The 7,195-nt window shown below is 69.0% G+C and carries 5 protein-coding genes and 1 pseudogene; 5 read left to right on the plus strand and 1 reads right to left on the minus strand.

Translation table 11 applies throughout. The features are described 5' to 3' along the window. The 5 genes from H0W38_RS12795 to H0W38_RS12815 all read left to right on the plus strand — a co-directional run. A partial coding sequence (locus H0W38_RS12795) for an ATPase, T2SS/T4P/T4SS family (RefSeq protein WP_292454575.1) occupies positions 1-590 on the plus strand: 590 nt, incomplete at its 5' end. A 76-nt stretch (positions 591-666) separates the two neighbouring features. Beyond that, positions 667-1,839 carry a succinyl-diaminopimelate desuccinylase gene (dapE, locus tag H0W38_RS12800; protein WP_292454576.1) on the plus strand — a complete coding sequence of 391 codons (1,173 nt, stop codon included), beginning with the start codon at positions 667-669 and terminating at the stop codon, positions 1,837-1,839. Then, on the plus strand, positions 1,836-2,738 hold the full coding sequence (gene prmB / locus H0W38_RS12805; RefSeq protein WP_292454580.1) for a 50S ribosomal protein L3 N(5)-glutamine methyltransferase: 903 nt from the start codon (positions 1,836-1,838) through the stop codon (positions 2,736-2,738). The genes dapE and prmB overlap by 4 nt, the downstream gene beginning before the upstream one ends. A gap of 120 nt (positions 2,739-2,858) precedes the next feature. Next, positions 2,859-4,889, plus strand: a complete 2,031-nt coding sequence (locus tag H0W38_RS12810; protein ID WP_292454581.1) for an ABC-F family ATP-binding cassette domain-containing protein — start codon at positions 2,859-2,861, stop codon at positions 4,887-4,889. Positions 4,890-5,150: 261 nt separating this feature from the next. Beyond that, complete coding sequence (locus H0W38_RS12815; RefSeq protein ID WP_292454583.1) at positions 5,151-7,085, plus strand: TAXI family TRAP transporter solute-binding subunit; 1,935 nt, start codon at positions 5,151-5,153, stop codon at positions 7,083-7,085. On the opposite strand, the pseudogene H0W38_RS12820 reads toward H0W38_RS12815, so the two are convergent. Further along, positions 7,072-7,195 (minus strand): annotated as a pseudogene (locus H0W38_RS12820) (IS630 family transposase); the annotation flags it as partial. The gene H0W38_RS12815 and the pseudogene H0W38_RS12820 overlap by 14 nt on opposite strands.

Raw genomic sequence — 7,195 nt, forward strand, 5'->3', positions numbered from 1 at the left:
AGGCGCCGGACTGCATCCAGATCGGCGAGATCCGGGACCGCGAGACGATGACCGCGGCGATTTCCTATGCGCTGTCGGGCCACCTGGTGGTCTCGACCCTGCACGCCAACAACAGCTACCACGCACTTGGGCGCATCCTGAGCTTCTACACGCCGGAAGCGCGCCCGGCCCTGCTCAATGACCTGGCCTCGGCGCTCAAGGCGGTGGTTTCGCAGCGCCTGGTGCGCATGACGGCGGGCGGGCGGCGTCCGGCGGTCGAGGTGCTGCTGAACACCAAGCTCATCGCCGACCTGATTGCGCAGGGTGATTTCTCGGCGGTCAAGGAAGCCATGGAGCAGTCGCTCGCGGAAGGTTCGCAAACCTTCGAGTTCGAACTGGCGCGCATGGTCCGCGACGGCTCGATCACGCGCGACGAAGGCCTGTCGTATGCCGACTCGCCGACCAACCTGATGTGGCGGCTGCAGAACGACACCACGGCACAGTCCAAGCTGGTGCCGAAGAAGGAAGAAAAGGACGAAGGCCCGTCCTTCACCGAGATCACGCTCGAAGTCCGGCCCGACGACCGGCGCACCAACTTCGGCGCGCTTTGAACCACGCGGTGCCGCCCTCGACGGCATGAAGGCGGGCCGCCGATTTCGGCTGCTGGCCGCCAAGGACTGAATGGACATGCAGCAAGAAGCTCCCGCCGCCGGCCGTGCAGTGCGCCTCGCCGAGCAGCTGATCGCGCGCCGCTCTCTGACGCCCGAGGACGGCGGCTGCCAGGCCTTGATCGCCGAGCGACTGGTTGCGCTGGGTTTCGAGTGGCACAGCATCGAAAGCGGCCCGGTCGATTTTCGGGTGAGCAATCTGTGGGCGGTACGGCGCGGCAGCGCAGGCCGCAGCGGCCGCCTGCTGGCCTTTGCCGGTCACACCGACGTCGTCCCGACCGGCCCGCTGGCGCAGTGGGCCAGCGACCCCTTCGTGCCGACACACCGCAACGGCCGGCTCTATGGCCGCGGCGCCGCCGACATGAAGACCTCGATCGCTTGCATGGTCGTGGCCGTGGAAGAGTTCGTCGCGGCGCAGCCGGAGCACGCCGGCTCGATCGGCTTCCTGATCACCAGCGACGAGGAAGGCCCGGCGCTCGACGGCACCACCCGCGTGGTGCAGTGGTTGCGCGAGCGCGGTGAGCGGCTCGATGCCTGCATCGTCGGTGAGCCGACCTCCGTCATCGCCGTCGGCGACATGATCAAGAACGGCCGGCGTGGATCCCTCTCCGGCCGGTTGGTAGTCTTGGGCGTGCAGGGGCACATCGCCTACCCGCAGCTCGCGAAGAACCCGATCCATGCGCTGGCGCCGGCGCTGGCCGAGTTGGCCGCGATGCGTTGGGACGAGGGCAATGCGCATTTCCCGCCGACCTCCTGGCAGGTTTCCAACCTGCACGCCGGCACCGGGGCGAGCAATGTCATCCCGGGCGAGGCGGTCGTCGATTTCAACTTTCGCTTCTCGACCGAATCGACGCCCGAGTCGCTGCAGTCGCGACTGCTCGAAGTGCTGAGCCGCCACGGCGTCGAGCACACGCTGGCCTGGACCGTGGGAGGCCGGCCTTTCCTCACGGCGCCCGGCGACCTGACGCAGGCCCTGAGCGCCGCGATCCGTGACGTCACCGGCCGCGAGACCGAACTGTCGACGACAGGCGGCACTTCCGACGGCCGCTTCATTGCGCAGATCTGCGCTCAGGTGGTGGAGTGCGGGCCGGTCAACGCCAGCATCCACCAGATCGACGAACACGTGGCGGTGGCCGACATCGAACCGCTGAAAGACATCTACCGCAAGACGCTGGAGCGCTACGTGTCTTGAAGCTGATCGAGGCGATCGAAGCGCAAGGTGCCCGCTTGGTCGAAGCGGGCGTCTCGTTCGGGCATGGCACCGACAACGCCTTCGACGAGGCGGCGTGGCTCGCGCAATGGGCGATCGGGCTGAGGCCGGATGCGCTCGACGCGCAGGCTGATCGCGAACTGACGAGCGACGAAACCGCGACGATCGCCGCGCTGATCGAGCGCCGCATCACCCTGCGACAGCCGGCCGCCTACCTGACCCGCGAGGCCTGGCTGCAAGGCGTGCCCTTCTACGTCGACGAGCGCGCCATCGTGCCACGCAGCTTCATTGCCGAGCTGCTGGTCGACCTCGATGGCAACGGTACGCTCGACGCCTGGCTCGGCGCGCACACGCACCGCGTGCTCGACCTGTGCACCGGCAACGGCAGTCTCGCGGTGCTGGCAGCGATGGCGTATTCCGACGTCACGGTCGATGCCGCCGACCTGTCGGCCGACGCGCTGGCCGTGGCCCGCATCAATGTCGAGCGCCACGGGGTGTCCGAGCGCGTTTCGCTGGTCGAGTCCGATGGCCTGCATGGCGTGCGCGGCCCCTACGACCTGATCTTGTGCAACCCGCCTTACGTCAATGCCGCCGCGATGGCCGCGCTCCCTGCCGAGTACCGCGCCGAGCCGGCACTGGCACTGGCGGGCGGCGAAGACGGCATGGACTTCATCCGCACGCTGCTGCGGGATGCGCCCGCGTGCATGACTGTGCACGCCGTGCTCGTGCTCGAGATCGGCAACGAGCGCGCGCATTTCGAGCGTGCGTTTCCGACGCTGGAAGTGGCCTGGCTCGAAACCAGCGCCGGCGGCGATCAAGTCGTGCTGATCCTCCGGGAAGCGCTCGCGTCGGCGCTTGCAGCGCTTACCTCAGGCCGCTGAAGCGCTCGGCGCATTGCGCCGTTCTCATGCCGGCCCGATGGCGGAACGGGCGAGCGAAGCATCCCGCCGATGCCCGCGCAGGCCGATGCGCAACATCGATCGCGTATGCTGCGCGCCCTCATGATCACCCTACGCAACCTCATCCTGCGACGCGGCCCCAAGGTCGTGCTGGCCGGTGCCAGCGTCACCCTCAATCCCGGCGAAAAGATCGGGCTGGTCGGGCGCAACGGCGCCGGCAAATCTTCGCTGTTCGCGCTAATGACCGGCAAGCTCGGCGCCGACGCCGGCGACTTCAGCATGCCGCCGCGCTGGCGCATGGCCGAGGTGGTGCAGCACATGCCCGAGACCGATCAGCCGGCCACCGACTTCGTGCTCGACGGCGACACGCGCCTGACCGAAGCCAATGCCGCGCTGGCGGCCGCCGAAGAAGCCGACGACGGCCACGCCATCGGCGACGCGCATGCGCTGCTCGCCGAAGTGGGCGCCTTCGACGCCCGCCCGCGCGCTCAGGCGCTGATGCTCGGCCTGGGTTTCAAGAGCGGGCAGCTAGACGCGCCCGTCAACAGCTTCTCCGGCGGCTGGCGCATGCGCCTGCAGCTCGCCCGCGCGCTGATGTGCCCGAGCGACCTGCTACTGCTCGACGAGCCCACCAACCATCTCGACCTCGATGCCCTGGTCTGGCTCGAAGCCTGGCTGCAGCGCTACGAGGGCACCATGCTCGTGATTAGCCACGACCGCGAGTTCCTCGACGCGATCACCAAGGTCACCCTGCATCTCGACGAAGCCCAGCTCACCCGCTACGGCGGCAACTACAGCGCCTTCGAGCTGATGCGCGCCGAGCGCATGAACCAGCAGCAGGCCGCCTTCGGCCGGCAGCAGGACAAGGTGGCGCAGCTGCAGCGCTTCATCGACCGTTTCAAAGCCAAGGCCAGCAAGGCCAAGCAGGCGCAAAGCCGCGTGAAGGCGCTCGAGCGCATGGAGAAGATCGCGCCGGTGCTGACCTCGGCGGACTTCAGCTTCGAGTTCAAGGAACCCGCGAACTTGCCCAACCCGATGCTGGCGATGCGGGAGATGGCCTGCGGCTATCGAGTGACCGGTGCCGAGCCCATCACCATCGTTCGTGACATCAACCGCTCGGTGATGCCCGGCCAGCGCATTGGCATCCTCGGTGCCAACGGCCAAGGCAAGTCGACACTGGTGAAGACCTTGGCGCGCATGCAGCCGGCGCTGAGCGGCAGCGTCACCGAGGGCAAGGGCCTGGCGATCGGCTATTTCGCGCAGCAGGAGATGGACCTGCTCACGCCCGATAGCGGGCCTATGGAGCACATGATCCGGCTTGCGAAGCAGGTCTCGCCGAACGCGCGCGAGCAGGAGCTGCGCAACTTCCTCGGCCAGTTCCGCTTCACCGGCGACATGGTCCACCAGCAGGTCGGCTCCCTCTCGGGCGGCGAGAAGGCCCGGCTGGTGCTGGCCATGCTGGTCTGGCAGCGCCCCAATTTGCTGCTGCTCGACGAGCCGACCAACCACCTCGACCTCACCACCCGCGAGGCGCTGTCGATGGCGCTCAACGAGTTCGAGGGCACGGTCATGCTGGTCAGCCACGACCGCGCGTTGCTGCGCGAGGTGTGCGACGAGTTCTGGCTGGTCACGGCCGGCGGCATCCAGGAGTTCGACGGGGACCTCGACGACTACCAGCGCTGGCTGCTCGAGCAGTCGCGCGAGCAGGCCAAGGCCTACGCGCAAGCTCAGCGGGCCGGCGCTTCGTCGGGCGGAGCAGCGAGCGCTGCGTTGCGAGCGCCGGCGCTGGTCGCGGCACCCCCACCGGCGCCGGTGCCTTCGTCTTCGCCTGCCACGAGCGGCGATCCCGCCCGGCGACGCGACGACCGCAAGGCGCAGGCGCAACAACGCCAGAAGGCGGCAGACCAGGCCCGCCCGCTTCGTCAGGAGCTGGCGACGATCGAGGCGCGAATGGCAAAGGCGTCGGCGCTGCGCGATGCCGTCGCGGCTCGTTTGGCCGACCCGGCGCTACAACCCGCCTCGCGCGCCGAACAGGGCCGCGAGCTGAAGCTGCTCGAAGGGGAGATCGCGACCCTCGAGGCCCGCTGGCTCGAAGTCGGCGAGTCGATCGACGCCTCGAACGCGGCCGCCTGACGCGGCTTCGCCGCCGACCAGCGCCGCTGTAGCGGCCGCCACAGTGCAGCCGACCCTCGAGCGTAGAGCCCGTGTGGCGGGAGCCATGCACTTCAGGGCCGTGGAACGCCGTTTGCCCTGAGCAGACCGCATCCGCCCCGTGATCGCCAACGCGCCGCACGGCACCGCACGCTGACTTGCCCGCCTGCATCCACAGCGCGAGCCGTGCCGTAGTCAGTAGGGACGCTGTACCGAATCTGAACCCCAAAACCGGATCTTGCCGTGACGATCAGTGCACGCTGGCCCAGTGCTCGCACCGCGAAAAACAACGCCGACGACGAACAGGCTGTCTTGCTCGCCGGCACGCTGCGTTCGTCACGGCTGACCGTGCTCTACGGCGGCGCCGGCGTGGGCAAGACCGCGCTTCTCACCGCGGGCGTACTGCCGCTCCTCGACCGCCCGCTGGTCGAGGCTGCGGCCGAAGCTGAACGAGCGGTGCGCGCGGTCGAGCCTCTTTCACGCGCAATCCGAATCGGCGGCGCGGCACCGGCAGGCGGTCTTCAGCGAGAGGTCGGTGTTTTCTTCGACGGCTGGCAAGCGCCGCCCTGGGCGAGCTTGCAAGCGGTTGTGCGCCAGGCGCTGGCAATGCCACCTGCCACGGCACCGTCCCCGCTCGGCATGGCCCAGACGCTGGCCGCCTGGACCCAGCCGCGCGGCGTGCGCCTGCTGGTCATCCTCGATCGGTTCGAGGAGTGCCTGGCCGGCGCCGCACAGCGCCCCGACCTGCGCGTCTTCGCCGACGAGCTGGTGCAATCGGTCAATCGGCCCGATTTGCATGTCAACTTTCTGGTTGCCCTGCGCGACGACGCCGAACCGCTGATGGCCCGCTTGTGCCGCCGCATTCCGGGCTTCGATCCTCACCGGCTCGAACTGGCACCCGCGCGTGCCGACGCTGCCGGCGCCCTGCCCGTGGCGACCGCGAATCCGTTCGCTGAAAGCCGCAAGCCGGGCTTCCGCCGGCTGGGCCGACCGCATCCCGGCGAGCAAGGTCTTGGCGAACGCAGCCCGCTGCATCGCGGCGAACAGCCTGCTGCGCCTGAATCGCCGCCGAGCGTCGCACCGATATCGCAGAACGCAACGATGCCGGTCGTTGCTGCCAGCGGGACGCTTTCCGCCCGGGCTGCAGCCGCCGCGCCGGAGCCTGCTGCGGCCGACGAGAGTGCGCCGGATCCTCTTTTCGATTCCCCAGGGACCGTACCGCACGCAGACGCCGCGACTGCGCCGCGACTTGACGGTCGACGCTGGTTGCAATGGATCGCCGTGCCGGCTGCCTTGGCCGGCGTCTTGTTCTTCATCGATCCTTCTCGCGAGCAGGACAGCGTGCGGGACCTTGAAGTTGCCGGTTCACCAACGGCTGCGCCGGTTGCCGAACCAGCCCCCCCGCGGGCCGAGCCGCTTGCACCGACACCGCCTGCACCGACGCCGCCCGAAGACGACAGCCGCGCCGCGCCCTTCGAGCCCGCGGCACCACCTTCGCCGCCCATCGCTGCCGCGCCGGTCGCACCGCCTGCCGTCGAAAGCACGCGAATCGCTGCGCCGGGGCGGCCCCGGCTCGAGATCGCCACCGACTTCGGCGCCGTGACGGATCGGCGCCTGGCGGGCGAGCTGGCACGCGCCATGGCGCCGGCCGCCGGCATCGAGGTCGGCGTGTTGCCGTCGGTCCATTGGGCCACCTCGCTGGCCGGCCCGGGCGGCGCGGCCCGCTTGGCGATCGTTCGCTACGACGCCTTGCAGGCCGCGCGCAACGCGCCTGAACCGCTGGCGCTCGAGATCGTCGCGCCGCTGCACACCGATGCCATCTCTTTTCTGGTGGCCGACGATTCGCCGCTGCGTTTCATCCACGAAATCGAGGGCCGCCGGATCAACATCGGCCCTGCGCAAAGCGCCGGCGGGCTCACGGTCGCCTCGGTTTACGAGCGTCTGTTCGGCAAGCCGCTCGCGCCGTCCCGGACGCAGGAACAGGAGCCGCAAGCGGCGCTGCAGCAGCTGCTGGTCGAGCGCAGCATCGACGTGATGGTGGTGGTCGGCGCGGCGCCTGCGGCGCTGCAGGCAACTCGAGCCGGGCCGGGGCCGAGGTTGCTGGCGCTCGACCGCGACCATCCGGCGAGCCGCCGCGCCCTGCAGGCCTTCCTGCCGACCACCACTAGTGGGCCGTAACGATTGAATCGGGAGTAATTCGCCGTGTTGGATCGAAGTACTTCCACTTCACGGGCTTGGGTTGTTCGTTGTACTTGCGGATGTAGCGCATGAGCTTTCTCTTCAAGTCA

Origin of the sequence: Methylibium sp. (assembly GCF_013817365.1) — a bacterium.
In the GTDB taxonomy this organism is placed as follows: Bacteria; Pseudomonadota; Gammaproteobacteria; order Burkholderiales; family Burkholderiaceae_C; genus Methylibium.

Bases quoted from the DNA above. Each gene is read 5' to 3' on its own strand.
- dapE (WP_292454576.1), top strand. From the start codon at position 667: ATGCAGCAAGAAGCTCCCGCCGCCGGCCGTGCAGTGCGCCTCGCCGAG.
- H0W38_RS12810 (WP_292454581.1), top strand. From the start codon at position 2,859: ATGATCACCCTACGCAACCTCATCCTGCGACGCGGCCCCAAGGTCGTG.